The sequence below is a fragment of the Endozoicomonas sp. 4G genome (assembly GCF_023822025.1).
Taxonomy (GTDB): domain Bacteria; phylum Pseudomonadota; class Gammaproteobacteria; order Pseudomonadales; family Endozoicomonadaceae; genus Endozoicomonas_A.
Genome location: NZ_CP082909.1, coordinates 3,699,690 through 3,725,403, shown reverse-complemented (window position 1 = coordinate 3,725,403; position 25,714 = coordinate 3,699,690). Strand labels below are relative to the sequence as shown.

Genomic DNA, 25,714 nt, shown 5'->3' with positions numbered 1-25,714 from the left:
TCTCCGGATTTTGACTAACCTGATTTTCCAATAAACAGTTCAATGACCGGGAAGCCAGTCCTTGCTATCCAAAAAAACATCGATTTTGATCTTGGCCATTGCCTTTTCTGTGCATTGTTCTAATGGCCATGCTCAGGAAAATAGTGTGCCTTTGCTCTTGCTACCGGAATCAGAAGAAGGCAGCGAGACCATTGAATGGTGGGAGTTGCAGCAAGAACCCGAGGAAAACGACAGTGGCAGTGAAGACAGCGGCACCTCTGATGAAAACAGCGATGACCACTCTGACGAAGACGAAACGGATTCCGAAACAGAGGTTCAGGGCGAAAACACGACAGTTGACCCTTTTCGGGCACTAAACGAAATCAGTCAGTATTGTTCGACTCTGAGACGGGAAATAATTCAGCAGGAATCCATTTCAGACAGTGAAATACCTACTCCGAAAACGCACAAACAAACCCACCTGCCTGCCAACCAGAGACCCACGATACCCAAGGCGCACCAGTGTGACCATGGGGGGTGCAACTACAGCAGCGACCAAAAGAGCCATCTGAAAAGGCACAAACAGACCCATCTGCCTGCCGACCAGAGACCCACGATACCCAAGGCGCACAAGTGTGACCACGAGGGTTGTGACTACAGCAGCAAGTGGGCCAGTGATCTAAAAAAACACAAACAGATCCACCTGTCTGCTGACCGGAGAACTAAGGTGCACCACTGTGACCATGAGGGATGCAACTACAGTACCAATTTTGCTTGCAATCTGAAAAAGCACAAGCAGACCCATCTGCCAGCTGAGCAGAGACTCAAGGTGCACCAGTGTGACCATGAGGGCTGCAACCACAGAACCGACCTGCCGGGCAGTCTGAAAAAGCACAAAAAGACCCACCTGCCTGCCAACCAGAGACCCAAACTGCACCAGTGTGACCATGAGAACTGCAACTACAGCACCGATCTGCCTACCCATCTGAAAAGGCACAAACAGACCCACCTGCCTGCCAACCAGAGACCCACGATACCCAAGGCGTACCAGTGTGACCATGAGGGTTGTGACTACCGCAGCAAGTGGGCCAGTGATCTAAAAAAGCACAAACGGATCCACCTGCCTGCCGACCAGAGACCTAGAGAGTGTCATTGTCGCTATGAGGGCTGCAACTTCAGCACTGACCGCATTGGTAGCCTGCAAAGGCACAAACAGACCCACATGCCTGCCGACCAGAGACCCAAAAGACCCAAGGTGCACCAGTGTGACCATGAGGGCTGCGACTTCAGCTGCGTCCGGGCGTACGATCTGAAAAGGCACAAACAGACTCACCTGCCTGCCGACCAAAGACCCAGGAGAGTGAAGAGGAAAGCGTGTGATCAGCTACCCTCTAACGAGAAAAGAAAGAAGGTTGATAAAGAATGATCCTCTCCAACCTGCCTCAAAGAAATCTCCGACCTCTCTCCGGATTTTGACTAACCTGATTTTCCAATAAACAGTTCAACGACCGGGAAGCCAGTCCTTGCTATCCAAAAAAACATCGATTTTGATCTTGGCCATTGCCTTTTCTGTGCATTGTTCTAATGGCCATGCTCAGGAAAATAGTGTGCCTTTGCTCTTGCTACCGGAACCAGAAGAAGGCAGCGAGACCATTGAATGGTGGGAGTTGAAACAAGCATCTGAGGCGAACCACAGCGACATGCCACAAGTTTGCTTAGGTGATGACATCCTCTTAACGCCAGACACTTGCTATTGCTTTTTTCCTGACTCTGTCGTCAAAGGCAAGGCTCACAGCCGGGCAGTCTCTGATGATGATAGTGCCGACAGCGAAGACAGTGGCAGTGAAGACAGCGGCACCTCTGATGAAAACAGCGATGACCATTCTGACGAAGACGAAACGGATTCCGAAACAGAGGTTCAGTGCGCAAACACGACAGTTGATCCTTTTCGGGCACTAAACGAAATCAGTCAGTATTGTTCGACTCTGAGACAGGAAATAATTCAGCAGGAATCCATTTCAGGCAGTGGAATACCTGCTCCGAAAACGCACAAACAGAACCACTTGCCTGTCGACCAGAAACCCAAGAGACCCAAAGTGCACCAGTGTGACCATGAGGGCTGCAACTACAGCACCGACTATCCCGGCAATCTGAAAAAGCACAAGTATACCCACCTGCCTGCCGACCAGAGACCCAAGATACCCAAGGCGCACCAGTGTGACCATAAGGGTTGCAACTACAGCACCGAACACAAGAGTAATCTGAAAACGCACAAACAGACCCACCTGCCTGTCGACCAGAGACCCAAGGTGTACCAGTGTGACCATGAGGGCTGCAGCTACAGAACCGACGTGACGAGCAGTCTGAAAAAGCACAAGTATACGCACTTGCCTGCCGAGCAGAGACCCAAGGTGTACCAGTGTGACCATGAGGGCTGTAATCACAGCACCTACCTGGTTGCCTACCTGAAAAGGCACAAGCAGATCCACCTGCCTGCCGACCAGAGACCCAAGGTGCACCGGTGTGACCATAAGGGCTGTGACTACCGCAGCAAGTGGGCCAGTGATCTAAAAAAGCACAAACGGATCCACCTGCCTGCCGACCAAAGACCCAAGGTGCACCAGTGTGGCCATGAGGGCTGCAGCTACCGCACCAACCGGATTGAAAACCTGAAAAAGCACAAACAGATCCATCTGCCTGCTCAACAGAGACCCAAGAGACCTAAGGTACACCAGTGTGACCATGAGGGCTGTAACTACAGAACCGACCGGGCGCACGATCTGACAAGGCACAAACAGAGCCACCTGTCTGCTGATCAGAGAGCCAGGGTGCATCACTGTGAACATGAGGGCTGCGACTACAGCAGCGACCGGAAGGACAATCTGAAAAAGCACAAACAGACTCACCTGTCTGCCGACCAGAGACCCGAAAGGCCTAAGGTGCATCAGTGTGAACATGAGGGCTGCGACTACAGCAGCGACCGGAAGGACAATCTGAAAAAGCACAAACAGACTCACCTGCCTGCCGACCAAAGACCCGAAAGACTCAAAAGAAAAGCCCATGACCAGCCGCCATCTAACAAGAAAAGAAAGAAGAGTGATAAAGAATAATCCGCCTCCTAGGAGCCTGACCGAGAATAGCTGCCCTACTGCGGCGGCAGCAAATTGGTCTGAAAATCCGCTTTTGTTCGTCAAATAGCTAGCTATTCTCCTCACAAAACCGAATTTTCATCCTCAATTTTCTGCCGTCCTCGCTACGGGCGCTATTCTCGGTCAGGCTCCTAGCCTGGCCCAAAGAAACTTCCGGCTTCTCTACAGATTTTGACTAACCTGATTTCCCAATAAACAGTTCAACGACCGGGAAGCCAGTCCTTGCTATCCAAAAAACCATTGATTTTGATTTTGATCCTGGCCATGGCCTTCTCTGTGCATAGTTCTAATGGCCACGCTCAGGAAAATAGTGTGCCTTTGCTCTTGCTACCGGAACCAGAAGAAGGCAGCGAGACCATTGAATGGTGGGAGTTGAAACAAGAATCTGAGGCGAGCCACAGCGACATGCCACAAGTTTGCTTAGGTGATGACATCCTCTTAACGCCAGACACTTGCTATTGCTTTTCTCCTGACCCTGGCGTCGAAGCTAAGGCTTACCTTCGGGCAGCCTCTGATGATTCTGATGATAGTGCCGGCAGCGAAGACAGTGGCAGTGAAGACAGCGGCAGCGAAGACAGCGGCACCTCTGATGAAAACAGTGATGACCATTCTGACGAAGACGAAACGGATACCGAAACTGATGTTCAGTTTGCAAGCACGACAGCTGATCCTTTTCGGGCATTAAACGAAATCAGTCAGTATTGTTCGATTCTGAGACTAGAAATGATTCAGCAGGAGCCCATTTCAGACAGTGAAATACCCACTTCGAAAACGCACAAACAGACTCACCTGCCTGCCGACCAGAGACCCAAAAGGCCCAAAAGACCCAAGTTGCACCAGTGTGACCACGAGGGTTGCAACTACATCAGCGACCGGGCGGGTAATCTGAAAACGCACAAACAGATCCACCTGCCTGCCGACCAGAGACCTGTGAAAGCCAAGGCGCATCATTGTGACCATGAGGGCTGCGACTACAGCAGCAAGTGGACAAACGATCTGAAAAAGCACAAACAGACTCACCTGCCTGCCGACCAGAGACCTGTGCAACCCAAGGTGCACGAGTGTGACCACGAGGGCTGCGACTACAGCTCCAGCTATAAGAGCCATCTGAAAAGGCACAAGCAGATCCACCTGCCTGCGGACCAAAAAACCAAGAGACCTAAGGTGCATCAGTGTGACCATGAGGGCTGCAACTACAGCACTTACCAAATGAGTAATCTGAACATGCACAAACAGACTCACCTGCCTGACGACCAGAGACTCAGGACGCACAAGTGTGACCATGAGGGCTGCGACTACAGAACCAACCAAGTGGGCCATCTGAAAAAGCACAAACAGACTCACCTGCCTGACGACCAGAGACCCAAGGTGCACCAGTGTGACCATGAGGGCTGCAGCTACAGAACCAACGTGGCGAGCAGTCTGAAAAAGCACCAACAGACCCACTTGCCTGCCGACCAGAGACACACGATACCTAAGGCGCACCAGTGTGACCATGAGGGTTGCAACTACAGCACCGAACACAAGAGCAATCTGAAAAAGCACCAACAGACCCACCTGCCTGCCGACCAGAGATCCACGATACCCAAGGCGCACCAGTGTGACCATGAGGGTTGCAACTACAGCACCGAATACAAGAGCAATCTGAAAGCGCACAAACAGACCCACCTGCCTGCCGACCAGAGACCCAAGGTGCACCAGTGTGACCATGAGGGCTGCAGCTACAGAACCGACGTGACGAGCAGTCTGAAAAAGCACAAGTATACCCACTTGCCCGCCGAGCAGAGACCCAAGCTGCAACAGTGTGACCATGAGAGCTGCAACTACAGTACCGACCTGGTTGCCGATCTGAAAAGGCACAAGCAGATCCACCTGCCTGCCGACCAGAGACCCGAAAGGCCCAAGGTGCACCAGTGTGACCATGAGGGCTGCAGCTACAGAACCGACGTGACGAACAGTCTGAAAAAACACAAGTATACCCACTTGCCTGCCGAGCAGAGACCCAAGCTGCACCAGTGTGACCATGAGGGCTGCAACTACAGCACCGACCTGGTTGCCTATCTGAAAAGGCACAAGCAGATCCACCTGCCTGCCGACCAGAGACCCGAAAGGCCCAAGGTGCACCAATGTGACCATGAGGGCTGCAACTACAGTTCCTACCAAATGAGTAATCTGAAAACGCACAAACAGACTCACCTGCCTGCCGACCAAAGACCCGAAAGACTCAAAAGAAAAGCCCATGACCAGCCGTCATCTAACAAGAGAAGAAAGAAGAGTGATAAAGAATAATCCGCCTCCCAACCTGCCCCAATGAAACTTCCGGCTTCTCTACAGATTTTGACTAACCTGATTTCCCAATAAACAGTTCAACGACTGGGAAGCCAGACCTTGCTATCCAAAAAACCATTGATTTTGATTTTGATCCTGGCTATGGCCTTCTCTGTGCATAGTTCTAATGGCCACGCTCAGGAAAATAGTGTGCCTTTGCTCTTGCTGCCGGAACCAGAAGAAGACAGCGAGACCATTGAATGGTGGGAGTTGAAACAAGAATCTGAGGCGAACCACAGCGACATGCCACAAGTTTGCTTAGGTGATGACATCCTCTTAACGCCAGACACTTGCTATTGCTTTTTTCCTGACTCTGTCGTCAAAGCTAAGGTTTACAGCCGGGCGGCCTCTGATGATAGTGCCGACAGCGAAGACAGTGGCAATGAAGACAGCAGCACCTCTGATGAAAACAGCGATAACCATTCTGACGAAGACGAAACGGATACCGAAACTGATGTTCAGTGTGCAAACACGACAGCTGATCCTTTTCGGGCATTAAACGAAATCAGTCAGTATTGTTCGAGTCTGAGACTGGAAATGATTCAGCAGGAGCCCATTTCAGAGAGTGGAATACCTGCTCCGAAAATGCACAAACAGACTCACCTGCCTGCCGACCAGAGACCCAAGAGACCCAAGAGACCTAAAAATCCCGAGTTGCACCGGTGCGACCACGAGGGCTGCAATTACAGCAGCGACCAGGCCTGCAATCTGAAAAGGCACAAACAAATCCACTTGCCTGCCGATCAGAGACCCAAAAGACCCAAGGTGCACCAGTGTGACCATGAGGGCTGCAACTACTGCACCGAGTATCCGGGCAATCTGAAAATACACAAATATACCCACCTGGCTGCCGACCAGAGACCCAAGAGGCTCAAAAGGCCCAAGTTGCACCAGTGTGACCACGAAGGCTGCAACTACATCAGCGACCGGGCGGGCAATCTGAAAACGCACAAACAGATCCACCTGCCTGCCGACCAGAGACCTGTGAAAGCCAAGGCGCATCATTGTGACCATGAGGGCTGCGACTACAGCAGCAAGTGGACAAGCGATCTGAAAAAGCACAAACAGACTCACCTGCCTGCCGACCAGAGACACAAGAAACCCAGGATGTACCCATGTGACCATGAGGGCTGCGACTACAGCACCTGCTATAAGAACCATCTGAAAAGGCACAAGCAGATCCACCTGCCCGCTGACCAAAAACCCAAGAGACCTAAGGTGCATCAGTGTGACCATGAGGGCTGCAACTACAGTACTGACCAAATGGGTAATCTGAACATGCACAAACAGACCCACCTGCCTGATGACCAGAGACTCAGGACGCACCAGTGTGACCATGAGGGCTGCGACTACAGCACCAACCAAGTGGGCCATCTGAAAAAGCACAAACAGACTCACCTGCCTGACGACCAGAGAGTCAGGATGCACCAGTGTCACTATGAGGGCTGCGGCTACAGAACTGACTGTCTGAGCAATCTGAAAAAGCACCAACAGACCCACTTGCCTGCCAACCTGAGACCTAAAGGGCACCACTGTGATCATGAGGGCTGCAACTACAGCACCGACCGGGCGAGCCATCTGAAAAGGCACAAACAGACCCACTTGCCTGCCAACCAGGGACTCAAAAGAAAAGCGTATGACCAGCCGCTACCTGACGAGAAAAGAAAAAAGGGTGATAAAGAATAGAAACCTCCGGCCTCTCTTCAGATTTTGACTAACCTGATTTTCAAATAAACAGTTCAACGACTGAGAAGCCAAGCCTTGCTATCCAAAAAACCTTTAATTTTGACCTTAGCCATTGCCTTTTCTGTGCATTGCTCTAATGGCCACGCTCAGGAAAATCGTTCAAGCGACAATCATTCAGACGAAGATGAATTTGATGCCCAATCCGATGTTCAGTATGTAAACACGACACTTAATCCTTTTCGGGTATTAAATGAAGTCAGTCAGTATTGTACGACTCTGGAACTGAAAAAGGTTAAGCAGGAGCCTATTTCAGATAGTGAAATATCCATGGAGTCAGAGGTGGGCGTGACAGAAGCGGACTCTGCCAACAACCTGGAAATCACCCTACCTGCTGACAGCACCAACCAGAGACCCGGGAAATCCAGGATGCACCAGTGTGGCCATAAGGGCTGCAACTACAGCACCGATCTGGTGAAGAGTCTGAAAAAGCACAAGGAGACCCATCTTCCTGCCGACCAGAGACCCAGGAAGCACCAGTGTGACCATGTGGACTGCAACTACAGAACCGACCGGTCGAGTAATCTGAAAGCGCATAAATGGACTCACCTGCCTATCGACCAGAGACCCAGGGTGCACCGGTGTGACCATGAGGGCTGCAACTTCAGCACTAACCGGGTGAGCTACGTGAGAACGCATAAACAGACTCACCTGCCTGCTAACCAGAGAGCCACGAGAACCAAGGTTCACCATTGTGATCATGAGGGTTGCAACTACAGCACGAAACAGGTCGGCAATCTGAAAGTGCACAAACGGACCCACCTGCCTGCCCACCAGAGACCCAAGGTGCATCAGTGTGACCATGAGGGCTGCGACTATAGAACCGACCATAAGAGCAATCTGAAAGTGCACAAACAGAAACACCTGCCTGCCGACCAGAGACTCAGGAGGCATCAGTGTGACCATGAGGGCTGCGACTACAGCAGCGACCATAAGGGCAATCTGAAAATGCACAAATGGAAACACCTGCCCGCCGACCAGAGACCAAAAAGGGAAGCGTATAACCAGCTGCCATTTAACGAGAAAAGAAAGAAGGGTGATAAAGAATAGAAAACTCCGACCTCTCTTCAGATTTTGACTAACCTGATTTCTCAATAAACAGTTCAGTGACTGGGAAGCCAAGCCTTGCTATCCAAAAAACCATTGATTTTTATTTTGGTCATGGCCTTTTCTGAGCATTGCTCTATTGGCCACGCTCAGGAAAACCACGCTCAGGGATTTAGAGGCGACAACAGGCCCGGGGAACAAAGAGAACACATCGACAACTCTGATGACAGCAACGACAACCATTCAGACGAAGACGGAACTGATGCCAACTCTGGTGTTCAGTATGTAACCACGACACTTGATCCTTTTCCGGTATCAAACGAAATCAGTCAGTATTGTGCAGCTCTGATACTGAAAAAGATTAAGCAGGAGCCTGTTTCAGACAGTGAACTATTCACTGAGTCAGAGCTAGACGTGACAGAAGTGGACTCTGTTAACCATCTGAAAACACACAAACAGACCTGCTTGCCTGCCAACCGGATACCCAAGATGCACCCATGTGACCATGAAGGCTGCAATTACAGCACCGAGTACATGGGCAACCTGAAAAGGCACAAACGGGTTCACCTGCGCGCCAACCAGACATTCAGAGTGCATCAGTGTGACCATGAGCGCTGCAGCTACAGCACCGACCAGATCAGCAATCTGAAAAGGCATAAACAGACCCATCTACCGGCCGACCAGAGACACAGGAGACCCAAGGTGCATCAGTGTGACCACGAGGGCTGCAACTACAGCACCGACCTGGCCAGCAATCTGAAAAGGCACAAACAGATCCACCAGCCTGACAACGAGAGCCGCAAGAGAGGCATGGTGCGCGAGTGTGACCATGAGGGCTGCAATTACAGCGCTTACCACATAGGTCACCTGAAAATGCACAAACAGATCCACCTGCCTGCCGACCAGAGACTCAAGATGCACCGGTGCGACCATGAGGGCTGCAACTACTGCACCCGACAGTCGAGCCATCTGAACAGGCACCAACAAACCCACCTGCCTGCCGACCAGAGACCCAAGAGACCCAAAGTGCACCAGTGTGACCACGATGGCTGCAACTTCAGCAACCAATGGATGCACCATCTGAAAAGGCACCAACAAACGCACCTGCCTGCCGACCAGAGACCCAAGAGAAAAGCGAATGATCAGCCGCCATCTAACGTGAAAAGAAAGAAGGGTGATAAAGAATGATCCGCCTCCCGGCCCGCCTCAAAGAAACCTCCGGCTTCTCTCCAGATTTTGACTAACCTGAATTTCCAATTAACAGTTCAACGATTGGGAGCTCAGGCCTTGCTATTCAAAAAACCATTAATTTTGACCTTGGCCATAGCCTTTTCTGTGCATTACGCTGATGGCCATGCTCAGGAAAAAAGCCTACCTTTGCTCTTCGCTCTGGCTGTCGGCAAGATGTTTATCAACACCCCGAAGTCCCTTATTGAGGTTTCATTCACGGAAAGAGTGCCAGAACTTGACGCGAGCGAGGCCATTGAGTGGTGGGAGTTGAAGCTTGGCGTCGAAGCCAAGGCCTACAGTAGAGCAACCTCTGATGGTTCTGGCAGTGAAGACAGCAGCTCTTCTGATGAAAACAGCAACAACAGTTCAAGCGAAGACGAAAACGTGGCAGAAGATGCCGAATCTGATGTTCATCATTCAAAGACGACACTTGATCCTTTGCCAGTATCAAATGAAATCAGTCAGTATTATACGGCTCTGGTACTGAAAAAGATTAAGCAGGAGCCCGTTTCAGACAGTGAAATGCCCACTGAGTCAGAAGTAGACGAGAGAGAACCGGACCCTGTTAACCACCAGGAAATCACCTTACCTGCTGACAACACCGACCAGAAACCCAAGAGATCCAAAAAACGCAAGATGCACCAGTGTGACCATGAGGGCTGCGACTACCTCACCGACCGGTCGGATCATCTGAAAAGGCACAAACCGATCCACCTGCCTGCTGACCAGAGACCCAAAGTGCACCAATGTGACCATAAAGGCTGCCGCTACAGCACCGACCTGAGAAGTGATCTGAAAAGACACAAACAGACCCACCTGCCTGCCGACCAGAAATTCAGGTTGTACTACTGTGACCATGAAGGCTGCGACTACGGCATCGACCGCATGAGTCACCTGGAAAAGCACAAGCAGACCCACCTGCCTGCTGACCAGAAACCCAAAGTGCACCACTGTGACCATGAAGGCTGCGACTACAGAACCCACCTGATGAAATATCTGAAAAGACACGAAAAGATCCACCTGCCTGACGACCATAGATTCAAGATACGCCACTGTGACCATGAAGGCTGCGACTACAGCAGCCACCTGACGAAATATCTGAAAAGACACGAAAAATCTCACTTGCCTATGGACCAGAGACCCAATGTGTACCATTGTGACCATGAGGGCTGCAACTACAGCAGCGACCAGACGGGCAACCTGAAAAAGCACAAACAGACCCATCTGCCTATGAACCAGAGACCCGACAAGCTGCACCACTGTGAACATGAGGGCTGCAACTACAGCACCGACTACACGAGCGGCCTGAAAAAGCACAAACAGACCCACCTTTCTGCCGACCAGAGACCCAAGAGAAAAGCATATAACCAGCCGCCATCTAACAAGAAAAGAAAGAAGGTTGATCAAGAATAGAAACCTCCGACTTCTCTCCAGATTTTGACTAACCTGATTTCCCAATAAACATTTCAACGACTGGGAACTCAGGCCTTGCTATCCAAAAAACCATTGATTTTGACCTTGACCATAGCCTTTTCTGTGCACTGCTCTTACGGCCACGCTCAGGAAAAGAGCAGGCCTTTGCTCTTCGCTCTGGCTCTTGGCAAAGCACTTTTCAACACCCCGAAGCCTTGTATTGAAGAAGAGAACGAGACCATTGAATGGTGGGAGCTGAAGCATCCTGTCGAAGCCAAGGTTTACCGTCGGGCGGTCTCTGATGATAGTGCCGACAGCGAAGACAGTGGCAGTGAAGACAGCAGCGCTTCTGATGAAAGCAGCGCTTCTGATGAAAGCAGCGCTTCTGATGAAAGCAGCAACAACTGTTCAGACCAAGACGAAGTTGATGCCGACTCTGATGTTCAGTATGTAAAAACGACACTTGATCCTTTTCGAGTATCAAATGAAATCAGTCAGTATTATGCGACTATGGTACTGAAAAAGATTAAGCAGGAACCCGTTTTAGACAGTGAAACAGCCACACCTGATTACAGCACCAATCAGACGAGCCATTTGACAACACACAAACAGCCCCTCTTGCCTGCCGACCAGAAACCTAAGGGACTCAAGGGTCTCAAAGTGCGCCAGTGTAAGCATGAAGGCTGCAACTACAGAGCTGAACAGGCAGGCAATCTGAAAAGGCACGAACAGACCCACCTGCCTGCCGACCAGAGAGCCAAGGTGCTCCAGTGTGACCATGAGGGCTGCAGCTACAGCACCCACCTGATGGGCAATCTGATAAGGCACAAATATAACCACCTGCCTATCGATCAGAGAGTCAGAAAATACCAGTGTGACCATAAGGGCTGCAACTACATCACCCAACGGCTGTACCATCTGAAAAGGCACAAGCAGACTCACCTTCCTGCCGACCGGAGACGCAGGATTTACCAGTGTGACCATGACGGCTGCCACTTCGACACTGACCGGGCGGACGGCCTGAAAAAGCACAAAAAGACCCACCTGCCTGCCGACCAAAGACTCAAGCTTCACCAGTGTGACCATGAAGGCTGCCATTACAGCACTGACCGGAGGAGCGATCTGAAAACCCACAAACAGAGTCACCTGCCTGCTGACCAGAGATCCAAAAAACCCAAGGTGCACCTGTGTAACCACGAAGGCTGCAACTACAGCACTGACCTGTCGAACAATCTGAAAAGGCACAAACAGATCCACCTGCCTGCTGACCAGAGACCCAAGAGACCCAAGAGACCCAAGAGACCCAAGGTACACCAGTGTGATCATGAGGGCTGCGACTACAGCACCGACCGGACGAGCGATCTGAAAAGGCACAAACAGGCCCACCTGCGTGCCGACCAGAAACTCAAGAGAAAAGCGCATGAGCAGCCGCCATCTAACCAGAAAAGAAAGAAGGTTGATCAAGAATGATTCTCCTTCCAGCCCCCCTCAAAGAAATCTCCAACCTCTCTCCAGATTTTGACTAACCTGATTCCCTAATAAACAGTTCAACGACTGGAAACTCAGGTTTTGCTATTCAAAAAACCATTGATTTTGACCTTGGCCATGGCCATTTCTGTGCATAGTTCTAATGGCCACGCTCAGGAAAAGAGCATGCCTTTGCTCTTCGCTCTGCAAGTATGCTGCGGAAATAACCAACCGACCCAGACAAGGCTTTCACCCGACGATAACCTGAAAATTGGCCTTCACTCTTTAGGCATATCACAGGCCGAAGAAGCAGAGAGCGAGGCTATTGAGTGGTGGGAGTTGAAGCTTGGCGTCGAAGCCAGGACTTACAGCAGGGCAGCCTCTGATGAGGGTTCTGGCAGTAAAGACAGCGATACCTCTGATGGAAACGGCGACAACCGTTCAAATGAAGACGAAGCGGATGCCGACCCCGATGTTCAGTATGTAAATACGACACTTAATCCTTTTCGAGTAGCCAATGAAATCAGTCATTATTGCGCAGCTCTGCCACTGAAAAAGATTGAGCAGGAGCCCGTTGCAGACAGTGAAAAAACCACTGAGTCAACCCACCTGCCTGCCGACCAGAGGCCCAAGAGGCACCAGTGTGACCATGAGGGCTGCAACTACAGCACCTACAGGATGTACGATCTAAAAAAACACAAACTGACCCACCTGCCTGCCGACCAGAAACCCAGGGTGCATCAGTGTGACCATGAGGGCTGCAACTACAGCACCGACCGGGCGAACCATCTGAAAAGGCACAAACAGATCCACCAGCCTGCCGACCAGAGACCTAAGAGACCCAAGAAACCCAGTGTGCACCTGTGTGACCATGAAGGCTGCAACTACAGCAGCAACCTGACAGCTAATCTGAAAAGGCATAAACAGACCCACCAGCATGTCTACTGGAGACCCAAGGTGTACCGGTGCGACCATGAGGGCTGCAACTACAGCGGCTACTTCAGGTGCCATCTGAAAACCCACAAGCAGATCCACCTGCCCGCCGACCAGAGACCCAGGGGGCTCCACTGTAACCATGAGGGTTGCAGCTATAGCACCGACCGGATAGGCGATCTGAACAGGCACAAACAGACTCACCTGCCTGCCGAACAGAGACGCAGGATGCACCATTGTGACCATGAGGGCTGCAACTACAGCACCGACCGGGCGGGCAATCTGAATAATCACAAACGGACCCACCTGTTTGCCGAGCTGCGACTCAAGAGACCCAAAGTGCACCGTTGTGACCATGAGGGCTGCAACTACAGCACCGACCTGATGGGAAATCTGAATATGCACAAAAAGATCCACCTGCCTGCCGAGCAGAGACTCAAACGAAAAGCGTATGATCAGCTGCGATCTAACGTGAAAAGAAAGAAAGGGGATAAAGAATGATCCGCCTTCCAACACACCCTCAAATGTTCATGACCTTATTTCCGGTCACCCCGCACAATGAAAATGATGCATTCGGGCATTTTCACGGCAAAGAAACCTCGGGTAGCTCTCCAGATTTTGACTAACCTGATTTCTCAATAAACAGTTCAACGACCAGGAAGCCAGGCCTTGCTATTTAAAAAAACATTGATTTTGATCTTGGTCATGGCTTTTTCCATGCATTGCCCTAATGGCCACGCTCAGGAAAACAGGTTGCCTTTGTTCTTTTCTCTGGCTGTCGGCAACTCTCTGGCTGTCGGCAACTCTCTGGCTGTCGGCAACTCTCTGGCTGTCGGCAACTCTCTGGCTGTCGGCAACTCTCTGGCTGTCGGCAACTCTCTGGCTGTCGGCAACTCTCTGGCTGTCGGCAAGGTGCTTATCAACACTCCGAGGCTCTTTGTTGAACAGAGGGGTAGCCTGTTCCTTTCTCGCTTTAGAAGCGACAAAAGGCTTACGAAACCGGGAGAAGAAGTTATTGAAGACGAGAACGAAGGCATCGAATGGTGGGAGTTGCAGCAAGAAGCTGAGGTAAGCGACAGTGACACATCACGAGTTTCTTTCGGTGATGACATCCTCTTAACGCCCCTCTTAAAGCCAGGCATCCACTATTGCTTTTCTCCTGACCCTGGCGTCGAAGCTAAGGCTTACCGTCGGGCAGCCTCTAATGAAGCTTCCGGCAGTGACGACAGCGGTACTTCCGATGAAAACAATGAAAACAATGAAAACAGTGAAAACAGTGAAAACAGTGAAAACAGGGACAACCATTCTGACGAAAACGAAACGGATTCCGAAACTGATGTTCAGTGTACAAACACGACAGTTGACCCTTTTCGGGCATTATACGAATTCAGTCAGTTTTGTTCGGCTCTGAGATTGAAAATGACTCAGCAGGAGTCAATTTCAGACAGTAAACTACCTACTGAGTCAGAGGCAGAAGTGGCAGAATCAGACTCTATTAACCCTCTGGAAACCTCCCCGCCTGCTTACCGCTCCGATCACATGGGTCAACTGAAAACGTGCAAACAAACCCACTTGCCTGCCGACCAGAGATCCAGGAGAACCAAGAGACCGAAAGTACACCAGTGTGATCATCAGGGCTGCGACTACTGCACGTGCTATCCGGGCAATCTGAAAATACACAAACAGACCCATTTGCCTGGCGACCAGAGACACCTGTACCAGTGTGGCCATGAGGGCTGCAACTACAGCAGCGACTTGTCTGGCAATCTGAAAAGGCACAAGCAAACTCATCTGCCCGCCGACCAGAGACCCAGGAAACCCAAGGTGCACCAGTGTGACCATAAAGGCTGCAACTACATCTCCAGCTACACAAACAATCTGAAAACGCACAAGCAGATTCACTTGCCTGTCGACCAGAGACGCAAAGTGTGCCAGTGTGATCATGAGGGCTGCGACTACAGCACCAGCAGGGCGAGCGATCTGAAAAAGCATAAACAGACCCACCTGCCGGCTGACCAGAGACTCAAGAAACTTAAGGTGCACCAGTGTGACCATAAGGGCTGTAACTTCTGCAGCGACCAGTTGTGCAATCTGAAAAGGCACAAAAATACCCACCTGCCTGTTGACCAGAGACTCAGGGAGCACCAGTGTGACCATGAGGACTGTAACTACAGAACCGACCGGGCGGGCAGCCTTAAAAAACACAAAAAGATCCACCTGCCTGCCGACCAGAGATTCAAGGAGCACCAGTGTCGCCAAGAGGGCTGCGGTTACAGCACCAACTGGGTGAACGATCTTAAAAAGCACCAACAGACCCACCTGCCTGCCGAACAGAGAGTCAATATGCACCAGTGTGACCATGAGGGCTGCAACTACAGCACCTACCTCAGGGGCAATCTGAAAAAGCACAAAAAGACCCACCTGCCTGCCGACCAGAGACCCAAAAGAAAAGCGTATGATCAGCCGCCATCTAACGTGAAAAGAAGGAAGAGTGATAAAGAATAATTCGCTTCCCAGCCCGCCTCAAAAAAACCTCCGGCCTCTCTCCAGATTTTAACTAACCTGATTTACCAATAAACATTTCAACGATCAGGAAGCCAAGCCTTGCTATCCAAAAAACCATTGATTTTGATTTTGGCCATGGCCTTTTCTGTGCATTGCTCTGCTGGCTACGCTCAGGAAAACAGGTTGCCTTTGTTCTTTTCTCCAGCTGTCGGCAACTCTCTGGCTGTCGGCAACTCTCTTATCGATACCCCAAAACCCTTTATTGAGGTCTCAGTATGCCTGAGCAACAACCACCCCACCTGGATAAGGCTTCTACCTGACGAAAGTGAAGAAAGTGAGGCTTACAGCCGGGCAGCCTCTGATGATAGTGCCGACAGCGAAGACAGTGGCAGTGAAGACAGCGATACCTGTGATGAAAACAGTGATAACAGCTCAAACGAAGACGAAACTGATACCGAAACTGATGCTCAGTGTGTAAACACGACAGTTGATCCTTTTCGAAGATTAAACGAAATCGCTCAGTATTGTGCGGCTCTGGGACTGAAAATGATTCAGCAGGAGTCTATTTCAGACAGTAAAATACTCACCGAGTCAGAGGCAGACGTGACAGAAGCAGACTCTGCTAGTACAGTCACCTCACCTGCTCACAGAACCGACCGCCATCTGAAAAGGCACAAACAAAGCCATCTACCTGCCGACCAGAGACCCAAGGCGCACCAGTGTGACCACGAGGGCTGTAACTACAGCACCCACCTGACAAGCAATCTGAAAAAGCACCAGCAGACCCACCTGCCTGCCGACCAGAGACCCAGGAAACCCAAAGTGCACCAGTGTGACCATGAGGCCTGCAACTACAGAACCGACCGGTTGGGCGATCTGAAAAAGCACAAACAGATCCACCTGCCTGCCGACCAGAGACCCAGGAAACCTAAGGTGCACCATTGTGACCATGAGGACTGCGACTACAGCAGCTACCGGTTAAGCCATCTGAAAAGGCATAAACGGACCCATCTGCCTGCCGACCAGAGACCTAAAGTGAAGTGTGACCATGAGGCCTGCAACTTTAGAACCGACCGGTCGGACGATCTGCAAAGGCACAAACAGACCCACCTGCCTGCTGACCAAAGACTCAAGAAGCTCAAGGTGCACCACTGTGACCATGGGGCTTGCAACTACAGAACCCATCGGTCGGACCATCTGAAAAAGCACAAACAGACTCACCTGCCTGCTGACCAGAGACCCAGGAAACCCAAGGTGCACCAGTGTGACCATGAAGCCTGCAACTACAGAACCGACCGGCCGGAGGATCTGAAAAGACACAAACAGACCCACCTGCCTGCCGACCAGAGACTCAGGAAACCCAAGGTGCACCAGTGTGACCATGAGGGCTGCAACTACAGCACCGACCGCATGAACGATCTGAAAAGACACAAACAGACCCACCTACCTGCCGAACAGAGACCCAGTGGATCCAAAAGGAAAGCGTATGATCTGCCGCCATCTGACAAAAAAAGGAAGAAGAGTGATAAAGAATGATCCCCCTCCCAACCCACCTCAAAGAAACCACTGACCTCTCTCCAGATTTTGACTAACCTGATTTCACAATAAACGTTTTAATGACTGGGAAGCCAGACCTTGCTATCCAAAAACACATTGATTCTGATCTTGGCCGTTGCCGTGCATTGCTCTAATGGTCAGGCTCAGGAAAACAGGTTGCCTTTGCTGTTCGTTCTGGACATCAAAACTATGCTTCTTCCTCTTTTTCCAGTCCGGGATGCGCTACCAGAACCTGACTCTACGGTTAAAGCTATCGCCATTGAGATATTCGGTGATGACATCCTTTTAAAACCAGGCACTCGTTATTGCTTTTTCCCTGCCACCGGCGACTTCCCTGCCACCGGCGACTCTCCCGACTCTGGTGTCAAAGCTAAGGCTTACCGACGGGCAGCCTCTGATGATAGTGCCGACAGCGAAGACAGTGACAGCGAAGACAGTGACAGCGAAGACAGTGACAGCGAAGACAGTGACAGCGAAGACAGTGACAGCGAAGACAGTGACAGCGAAGACAGTGACAGTGAAGGCAGCAGCACCTCTGATGAAAGCAGCGACACCCCTTCAAACGAAGACGAAGCTGATGACGAATCTAATGTTGAGTATCTGACCTCGGCACTTAATCCTTATCGAGTATCAAATGAAATCAATCAGTGTTGTGCGACTCTGGCACTGAAAAAGATTAAGCAGGAGCCTGTTTTAGATAGTGAAATAGCTAATGGCTCAGAGGTAGACGTGACAGAAGCGGACTCTGTTAACCAACCGAAAATTACCTTATCTGCTTACAACAGCGATCAGGCGAGCCATCTGAAAACGCAGAAACAGACTCACCTGCCTGCCAATGAGAGACCCGGGGTGCACCAGTGTGACCATGGGGGCTGCAACTACAGCAGCAACGATTCGAGCAATCTGAAAAAGCACAAACAGACTCACCTGCCTGCTGACCAGAGACCCAGGGTGCACCAGTGTGACCATGAGGGCTGCAACTACAACAGCAACCATTCGGGCAATCTGAAAAAGCACAAACAGACTCACTTGCCTGCTGACCAGAGAGCCAGGATACCCAAGAGATCCAAGGTGCATCAGTGTGACCATGAGGGCTGTAACTACAGCACTATCTATTCGGACAATCTGAAAAAGCACAAACAGACTCACCTGCCTGCTGACCAGAGAGCCAGAATACCCAAGGGATCCAAGGTGCATCAGTGTGACCATGAAGGTTGCAACTACAGCACCTACCAGACAACCAATCTGAAACATCACAAGTACGTCCACCTGCCCGCCGAGCAGAGACTCAAAGTGCTGTGTGACCATGAGGGCTGCAACTACCGCACCGACCGGGTGGGCAATCTGAAAGTGCACAAACGGACCCACTTGCCTGTCGAACAGAGACTTGAGATGCCCAAGGTGCACCATTGTGATTATGAGGGCTGTAAATACAGTACCAACCATTCAGGTAATCTGAAAACGCACAAACAGACCCATCTGCCTGCCGACCAGAGGCTCAAGAGACCTAAGCCGCTCCTGTGTGACCATCAGGACTGCCACTTCAGCACCAGCCGTACGAGTGATCTGAAATCGCACAAACGGACCCACCTGCCTGCCAATCAGAGACCCAGGATTCCCAAGGGCCTCAAGTTGCTCAAGTGTGACCATGAGGGCTGCTACTATATCACCAACCATTCGGGCAATCTGAATAAGCACAGACAGACCCATCTGCCCGCCGACCAGAGGCTCAAAAGGAAAGCGCATGATCAGCCGTCATCTAACAAGAAAAGAAAGAGGGCTAATAAAGAATGATCTGCCTCTCAACCTTTGCGACACCTACTTCAGGGCGGGGTTTCTTGATCGCTGATGTATTGGCCCAGGTATGCAAAAATATGGGCGGCAACCCGGGTAAGCCCTCTGACCAAAGCAACCAGGGGAAAAACAGCGTTACTGGCTCCGAGATTAAGATGACCGCTGGTATGGAGGAAGTCTCTGGGAAATTGTTTTTGCTTATCCAGAGGGTGCAAAAGTTCCGGGTACAGTATCTTATCCAGGTGCCCCGTGAGCTGTAGGTGTTGTGAGTAGCACTCACCGGAAGGGGTGGATGCACAGGGGTCTGTGACTTCATAAGGTTGCCGGGCCGTCCAGTACAGGATCTCCTGAGCGGTGCGAGTCAACCATGAACGGTATTTGCTATCGTCAAGCTGCATGAGTGCTTGCAGTCTTGGTTTGGGTTGTAATTCTTTTTCTTTTGCAAACAGGCCCGACAGGTACTCGTTCAGCAGCTGTTCAATAAAGTTTTCGGTCTCCGCCACTGCCTGTTTATCTTTATAGTGATAATCCGGCGAGTCCCGACGCAGGCGTGACCTTAACAACACGGCTGCCAGCAGGTTTTCACACAGGGCATTGGCAAAGCTTAAGCGTTGAAAAACCTCAGGAGTATAACCCCAGGCTTTAGAGTCTTGGGCACTAAGGCCGCTTTTCATCGAGCCATAGAACTCAACATCGCCCCAATCCCGTAAACCATCCCAGCCAAAATCAGGACGTTCAATAGCTTCGATCCAGTTTTCAAAATCTCCGGGTAACGGGAAGGCGTAATAATCGGAGTTGCCCAACAACGGACTCAGGAACACCCAGCGACGTCCGGTAGCATGAAATGCCGGTATCGTTGATGTAGGCATAATGCCAAACTGGCCATTTAGTACGCCAATATCATGGATGCCATTTAATAAACCACGCTCGCCAGCTGCGTAAGGCGTGCGGGTTTCATCAGGCCTGTGTGCGTATTGACTGTAGTCGTCCGTAGCTGTGAAGTGATAGACCCGGTAATCGGGTTCACCGTTAACAAAGCTCACTTTTAAACGGTCAGTGAAACCTCGGGTACTTTCCGGAAGGTCCTTTTCCAGTACCACAAGGTACTGGCCAAAGCGGGGTTTCCGACTTTTAAAGCGGTCACTTTTGGCAATAAATTGATGCATAATGCCTTCTTGCGCAAGGGTGGCCTCGGACTCTCCGACTCGAATAAACTTATAGTAATCAACCTCTTTACCATTGGGATTGGGGACTGCCAGTGTACGACCACCAACGACGGTACCTTTTTCCTTAAACAGTGATAGCGAGTGTTGATCAGGATATACCGGCTGAAAGACTGTTCCACCGGCATGAGCAAATTCTGACTGTAACTGAGCAACGGAATCTCCACCCCCAGGATTTGAAACAGGTGCCTTGAGAGCCACCATGAATTCGAATAGCGAAGTATTGGGCAGTTGAAAATTGAGCGGGTTAACAGGTTCTGCTAATTTGTCGGAAGAATCCAGTTTGTAAAAAAGTGCCGGGTCTTTGAGAAAATCCAGAGTATCATCCAATAATTTTTGGGGTAGATAATACTGCCAGTACAGCAGTGCATCTTCTTTATTGGTAACTAACCTTTGTGCAAGTGTTAGAATGAGCCTTTGCCGTACTGTTGGATTAGAGAAGTGATTCTCAAAGTATTCTTTATTTTTAAAAAAATACAAAAATTCCCGATGCTTTTCAATATAGTTTATTAAAGTGTGAGGGTTGCCGGGCTCTAACTTTCTGATCAGAATGTAGTTGTGTCCTTTATCAAAAGGTTCTGAATTGGATACCATTCTGTCGAGCTTCTCCAGAATGACCTCCGGAAGCATCTCGATACCCGGGTCAGGAAAATACCGATAAATAATATTCAAAACATAGGTTTTAAACTCGTTGTCTGCATTAATGGCTTCAAAGAAAGAATAAAGGAAAGTAATATCAAAACCCCTGCTTACTTCGGGTCTGTTTTTTAATATGTCCAAAAATGAAGTTTTAGCTGTCTCGATTAGCTTCTGAAGTAGCCTATCATTCAGATTTTCAATGTAAGCTAATAAAAAAGGATTGGCTTTCACCAGTTTTTCTAATAACAAACCAAGTTTTTCTTCGTCTTCCTCATATCTTTCTGAGGCTAAATCATATGCTTTAAACAGAGACTGTCGATAGTTTTCATCTGATTTATGATTTGTTTCCAATTCAGTGGTTACAGCCTTGATCAGTATTTCTTCAAAAAAGACAGGATCCTTGTTGAAGTGATCGTAATTGTGACGTTTAGAAAAAATACTTATAAAATTACTATACCAATGCTGACTATTGAACGAATCTAAAATTATTTCTTTTGTTATAAACTGAATCGGAACCTCTGATAATTTAGTCAACCCTTGTGATAATTGTGACAGGCAGTACTCTTTGTTTTTGATTTTGATGTCTTCCGGAAGGTCTTTAAGTTTTATCATCCCTGAACGAATGAGTTCATCGTACAAATCATCATTTCCATTTTTAAAACTGTCAGGAAAGGCATTCAAGGAAATAAGTTTTTCTGCGATGTCCAGATGACCATAAATATAAACTGCCAGAGCTTCCGATATACCATTGGGAATACCATGTATTTTCGAATATTCAATAAGTGATTTAACGTCATTTTTCAATTCATCAGGTAGATCATTGTAATGAATTCTGAGAAATTTATTCTTGGATCGAGTTAATAGTATATCTTTAGTTAGTTTATTTTTTTCTATTTCATCTTGCAGTAAAATACCATTTTTAAAAAATTCTTTCGTAAATATGGGGTCTGTTAAATAAGTTTTGGGCACATATGCTCCACGACTTTTTAGTGGTATATAGCTGATAATTTCTATAAATTGATCTTTTGTGAGTTCATAGACTCGACCATCAACGAGTTTTTTAATCAGTTCGACGTGTTTTTCGGTCAAGATAGCAGTGTTTGCCCCCTGACTGGTTTTAAGCCTTTTTAAAGGTCTGGTCAATGAGGCTTCGGGCTCCATCATAAAACTTTTAAATAAGCTGGGGTGCAGTCCCCATAGCATCGGTAAAACATTGTTGAGCCTTTCTGATTTCCAGATACCCCTTTCTGGCATCAATGCTTTAACGGCTGGCTGTAAAGCTGTAACGAATTTATGGGGTGATGGTACGATGGCCGTTTCAGGACTGACTTCCTCTTGTTTTTGCTGAACAGAGGCCATAAAAAAGTGCAGAGTCGCCTTTTCCAGCAGTTGCAACATCAGCTCAGCACGGTTGGCATTCGCCAGTTGTGCAAGGGTCGCGTCAACGTTGCTCTTAATGTCATGCTGCCCCTGCAAAGTCATCCCGAAATGTGGGTATGGAAACAGTTTATAGGTTAATTGCAGGTGGCTGTCGCAATCAGGTTGTTGCTCACCGCAAAGCGGCAGCTGACCGCTATGACCATCCGCCGTAAATTCAACTTTGCCAGCGACCTGTGACACCGGGATGCTGGCTGGGGCTGAATTCGGACTTTGGATCAGGGCTACGGTGTGGTTAATGATCACATCGCTTAACAGGCTGGCAATAGCATGACCATTAGCAAAATCGCCCGCTTCATCGTTCGCTTCATTGTGCAACAACGACTCAATACTCACCGGGTGACTGTCTGAATCACCGCTTTGGGCCAGTGTCACTAACCTTGACTCCGCAGGTTTGTCTGAATAATGAATGTCGATGCGAATAGCTTCTGGCGATTCGGGCGCCACCCATGAGAGATCAATATGAACGACACTGTGTTGCGAACTGGTTTCATACAACTCCAGCCAGGGCGAGTAGCCGCCAGATAAGGCAGTCTCGACCATGGATGGATTTAATGGGAAGGGTGTTATTCGCAACATCTGTTGATGATTTTTCTGCTGGTAAATCAGCTCCAGGTAAAATCGCCTGCGGATATGGGGAGGGTCTACCTGGATTTGCTCTGAGCCCAAACGAGTTCCGGTATACCAACTGTAGAGTGCACTTTTTACGCCGGGAAAAATGGCCATGGACAGGACTTGAGCTGTGTGCAGCGCCAAAGGGTTTTCTGTCCAGCGACTCAGTACGGAGGCGGTTGTTTTGCTCACCATCCAGTAGGTCATGGCACTGAATGCCAGCGAGGGCAGTGTGTTCAATGAGAGATAATCACCATAACGGCGAAAGGTAAAATCATCGCCAAGTCGGAAAAAGAAGCCCAATGGTGCGGTTGGGTGAAACTCAACATCAATTGGTGACAGTGTGTTTAATTGGTTTTTATGAGCGCCATCATCCTGATTATCTGTATCTGAAAAGCTGAAGCTTGCCAAAGATAACAGCAGAAAAAAAATGACTAATAATGCGTGATTTTTCATAAACTACAGGCAGTAGGTAGTAACAATATTGTTTAAATTTAATAACGGAAGATCCCATCAAAAACAGCATGAAAGCGTAGTTGGATTATGGAAACTTTTCCAATAATGATCCGCCTCAAAGAATGGTTCCGTAAGGATGGCTCAATTATGGCAACTTTTTCAACTGGCTCTCAAGATATTTAATACGATTATAAGCACCCCGGTTTTCAAACATGAAGAAACAGCCGCTACAGACTGACACACAATCGACTTTTAATGAGCCATAATGACAAAGTTTTACATGATTGCTCATTTCATCTGAGTTAGGGTAGTCCTGACAGTTTTTCAGCTCGAAGTTCAGCCAGTTCTCAATAATTTCCAGCTCGTCCTGGCTCCAGCCTTTGCGCAGAGGCAGGCATTCCTTTGTCAAAAAGTTGTCAAATTCGTCGCCCATTTCGCTCTCCACATACGGCACATACTTCCATCCTCTTTCCTGAAAAATCTCATAATTCCTGTAGTCTTTTTCATCAAAAAAAACAAATGCACAGTGGAACTTCACCAAAGCTTGATACTCCTCTGGAGCCAGCTTGTCTCTGCCAGACCAGTCTTTATTCAGGAACTGATATAACGCTGTCGGCAACTTCATTAATATTGAGTCGGCCAGTAATTTTTCTTCATCCCACGTAGGCAGATCGTCTCTATTGTTTCTTTCATAAAGAAAAACCAATCTGTCGTGTACGTACTCTATAAGGGCATCTTTCAGTTTTCGGGGATTTACATTTAAATCAAAGCCGGGGAGATTGGAAGAATAATCGGGGTAGATGAGCAATAGATCATCTTCCTGAAACGTTACCGGTGATTGAACAGACTCTATTTTTACGACAGCAGACTTTTGATCAGGCATTTGATGATTATCCAGCCATTGCATTGGACGCTTTACGGAATCAAGAAGCGGACTTGCTGGCATCAACGTTTCAGGCTGCAAAGCTACAACGGGTTTATGGGGTGATGGTACGAGGGCCGTTTCAGGACTGACTTTCTCTTGTTTTTGCTGAACAGAGGCCATAAAAAAGTGCAGAGTCGCCTTTTCCAGCAGTTGCAGAAGCAGCTCAGCACGGTTGGCATTTGCCAGTTGTGCAAGGGTCGCGTCAACGTTGGTTTTAATGTCATGCTGCCCTTGCAAAGTCATCCCGAAATGCGGGTATGGGAACAGTTTATAGGTCAATTGCAGGTGGCTGTCGCAATCAGGTTGCTGCTCACCACAAAGCGACAGCTGACCGCTACGACCATCCGCCGTAAATTCAACCTTGCCAGCGACCTCTGACACCGGAAAGCTGGTGGGGGCTGAATCCGGATTTTGGATCAGGGTCTGGGTGTGGTTAATAATTGCATCGCTTAACAGGCTGGCAATAGCATGACCATTAGCAAAATCGCTCGCTTCATCGTTCGCTTCATTGTGCAACAACGACTCAATACTCACCGGCAGACTGTCTGAATCACTGCTTTGGGTCAGTGTCACTAACCTTGACTCCGCAGGTTTGTCTGAATAATGAATGTCGATGCGAATAGCTTCTGGCGATTCGGGCGCCACCCATGAGAGATCAATATGAACGACACTGTGTTGCGAACTGGCCTCATACAGTTCCAGCCAGGGCGAGTAGCCGCCAGATAAGGCAGTCTCGACCATGGATGGATTTAATGGGAAGGGCGTTATTCGCAACATCTGTTGATGATTTTTCTGCTGGTAAATCAGCTCCAGGTAAAATCGCCTGCGGATGTGGGGAGGGTCTACCTGAATTTGCTCTGACCCCAAACGAGTACCGGTATACCAGCTGTACAGGGCACTTTTTACGCCGGGAAAAATGGCCATGGACAAGACTTGAGCTGTGTGCAGCGCCAAAGGTTTTTTTGTCCAGCGGCTCAGCACGGAGGCCGTTGTTTTACTCACCATCCAGTAGGTCATGACACTGAATGCCAGCGAGGGCAGGGTGCTCAGTGAGAGATAATCACCATAACGGCGAAAGGTAAAATCATCACCAAGGCGGAAAAAGAAGCCCAATGGTGCGGTTGGGTGAAACTCAACATCAATTGGTGACAGTGTGTTTGATTGGTTTTTATCTGCACCATAGTTCTGATTATCGGAATAGCTGAAGCCTGCCAAAGATAGCAGCAAGACAAAAATAAAAAATAATGCGTTACTTCTCATTGTTTGGGACACCGTTG

Annotated in this window: 14 protein-coding genes; 12 read left to right on the top strand and 2 right to left on the bottom strand. The window is 49.2% G+C overall.

The genetic code is table 11. The features are described from left to right. The first annotated feature begins 61 nt into the window (after nucleotides 1-61). From K7B67_RS14505 to K7B67_RS14450, 12 genes are all read left to right on the top strand, one after another. Nucleotides 62-1,405 (top strand): hypothetical protein, encoded by a 1,344-nt coding sequence (locus K7B67_RS14505; protein ID WP_252176607.1) that lies wholly within the window; start codon nucleotides 62-64, stop codon nucleotides 1,403-1,405. Between the two features lie 97 nt (nucleotides 1,406-1,502). After that, entirely contained in the window at nucleotides 1,503-3,089 is a 1,587-nt protein-coding gene (locus K7B67_RS14500) for a C2H2-type zinc finger protein (protein ID WP_252176606.1), read from the top strand. Nucleotides 3,090-3,350: 261 nt separating this feature from the next. After that, nucleotides 3,351-5,417, top strand: coding sequence for a hypothetical protein (locus K7B67_RS14495; RefSeq protein ID WP_252176605.1), 2,067 nt, complete (start codon nucleotides 3,351-3,353; stop codon nucleotides 5,415-5,417). Nucleotides 5,418-5,516: 99 nt separating this feature from the next. Then, nucleotides 5,517-7,142 carry a hypothetical protein gene (locus tag K7B67_RS14490; RefSeq protein WP_252176604.1) on the top strand — a complete coding sequence of 542 codons (1,626 nt, stop codon included), beginning with the start codon at nucleotides 5,517-5,519 and terminating at the stop codon, nucleotides 7,140-7,142. Nucleotides 7,143-7,217: 75 nt separating this feature from the next. Beyond that, complete coding sequence (locus K7B67_RS14485; protein ID WP_252176603.1) at nucleotides 7,218-8,249, top strand: hypothetical protein; 1,032 nt, start codon at nucleotides 7,218-7,220, stop codon at nucleotides 8,247-8,249. A gap of 75 nt (nucleotides 8,250-8,324) precedes the next feature. Continuing rightward, nucleotides 8,325-9,434 carry a hypothetical protein gene (locus K7B67_RS14480; protein WP_252176602.1) on the top strand — a complete coding sequence of 370 codons (1,110 nt, stop codon included), beginning with the start codon at nucleotides 8,325-8,327 and terminating at the stop codon, nucleotides 9,432-9,434. A 99-nt stretch (nucleotides 9,435-9,533) separates the two neighbouring features. Beyond that, nucleotides 9,534-10,889: a hypothetical protein gene (locus K7B67_RS14475; protein WP_252176601.1), complete on the top strand. Its 1,356-nt coding sequence runs from the start codon at nucleotides 9,534-9,536 to the stop codon at nucleotides 10,887-10,889. A 75-nt stretch (nucleotides 10,890-10,964) separates the two neighbouring features. Further along, the gene (locus K7B67_RS14470) at nucleotides 10,965-12,359 is read left to right on the top strand and encodes a hypothetical protein (RefSeq protein WP_252176600.1); all 1,395 of its coding nucleotides are present in this window, start codon (nucleotides 10,965-10,967) and stop codon (nucleotides 12,357-12,359) included. Nucleotides 12,360-12,458: 99 nt separating this feature from the next. Continuing rightward, complete coding sequence (locus tag K7B67_RS14465; protein ID WP_252176599.1) at nucleotides 12,459-13,790, top strand: hypothetical protein; 1,332 nt, start codon at nucleotides 12,459-12,461, stop codon at nucleotides 13,788-13,790. Between the two features lie 168 nt (nucleotides 13,791-13,958). Next, on the top strand, nucleotides 13,959-15,794 hold the full coding sequence (locus K7B67_RS14460) for a hypothetical protein (RefSeq protein WP_252176598.1): 1,836 nt from the start codon (nucleotides 13,959-13,961) through the stop codon (nucleotides 15,792-15,794). 99 nt (nucleotides 15,795-15,893) lie between these two features. After that, entirely contained in the window at nucleotides 15,894-17,330 is a 1,437-nt protein-coding gene (locus tag K7B67_RS14455) for a hypothetical protein (RefSeq protein WP_252176597.1), read from the top strand. Between the two features lie 99 nt (nucleotides 17,331-17,429). Further along, the gene (locus K7B67_RS14450) at nucleotides 17,430-19,145 is read left to right on the top strand and encodes a hypothetical protein (RefSeq protein WP_252176596.1); all 1,716 of its coding nucleotides are present in this window, start codon (nucleotides 17,430-17,432) and stop codon (nucleotides 19,143-19,145) included. A 29-nt stretch (nucleotides 19,146-19,174) separates the two neighbouring features. On the opposite strand, the gene K7B67_RS14445 is transcribed toward K7B67_RS14450, so the two are convergent. Continuing rightward, nucleotides 19,175-22,819, bottom strand: coding sequence for a hypothetical protein (locus tag K7B67_RS14445; protein ID WP_252176595.1), 3,645 nt, complete (start codon nucleotides 22,817-22,819; stop codon nucleotides 19,175-19,177). Nucleotides 22,820-23,657: 838 nt separating this feature from the next. Further along, entirely contained in the window at nucleotides 23,658-25,697 is a 2,040-nt protein-coding gene (locus tag K7B67_RS14440) for a hypothetical protein (protein ID WP_252176594.1), read from the bottom strand. Between the last annotated feature and the right edge of the window lie 17 nt (nucleotides 25,698-25,714).